The sequence below is a fragment of the Ruegeria sp. AL2 genome (assembly GCF_056540845.1).
Map to the genome: position 1 here is coordinate 1 of NZ_JBQFXM010000069.1, position 855 is coordinate 855.

Annotated in this window: 1 pseudogene; it reads left to right on the forward strand. The window is 54.4% G+C overall.

Annotated features, from left to right (window positions below):
- The first annotated feature begins 90 nt into the window (after nucleotides 1–90).
- Nucleotides 91–851 (forward strand): annotated as a pseudogene (locus ACR0ID_RS20400) (IS5 family transposase).
- The last annotated feature ends 4 nt before the right edge of the window (nucleotides 852–855 follow it).

Below are 855 nucleotides of genomic sequence, written 5' to 3' on the forward strand. Positions count from 1 at the left end.
TAGGTCATGTTGACAAAAGGGATTCACATCTGTCGGCGGGCATGATTCAAGCTGGTATCTACGACGGAGACCAGCTTGGCACGAGACCTGATGTCGGACGAGGAATGGGCGTTCTTTGAGCGGTTCATCTTGGCTGTCCGCGCCCCGAATGGACGCAAGCCTATCAACCACCGCCTTGTTCTTGATGGGATTTTCTGGATTTCCAGGACAGGGGCTCCGTGGCGCGACCTGCCGGAAGAGTTCGGCAAGTGGTTCAGCGTCTACCGACAGTTTCGGCGCTGGACACTGGCGGGGTTATGGGAAGAGATTATGGACGCCTTGAACCGAAGTGGAGCAGTGCCAGACGCCCTGCAAATGATCGATAGCACCGTAATCCGCGCCCATCATCAGGCAGCGGGTGCAAAAGGGGGACTCCGCGACAGGGTTTTGGCCGTTCGAGAGGTGGCTTCACGACCAAGATCCACCTTCTCGTAAACGCACACGGCTTGCCTATGAGGACCGAGATCACACCGGGCCAGACATCTGACTATCGTGGTTTCGATTTGGTCATGGCAGATAATTTGCCTCAGCCGCGCGTGTTATTAGCAGATCGCGGCTATGATGCTGACAAAATACGCAAAAAGATGAATGATCGAGATGTGATGACCCAGATTCCCATGCGGAAAACCAGAAAGATGCGCGTTGGCGTCGACCGCTCACTTTATCGTCTGCGAAATCGGGTCGAGCGCTGCTTCAACAAGCTCAAGAACGCTCGGCGTGTTGCAACCCGCTACGACAAGACCGCAGAAAGCTTCCTGGGATTCATCGATATAACGTCCATCCGACTTTGGTTTCGCCATTTGTCAACATGACCTA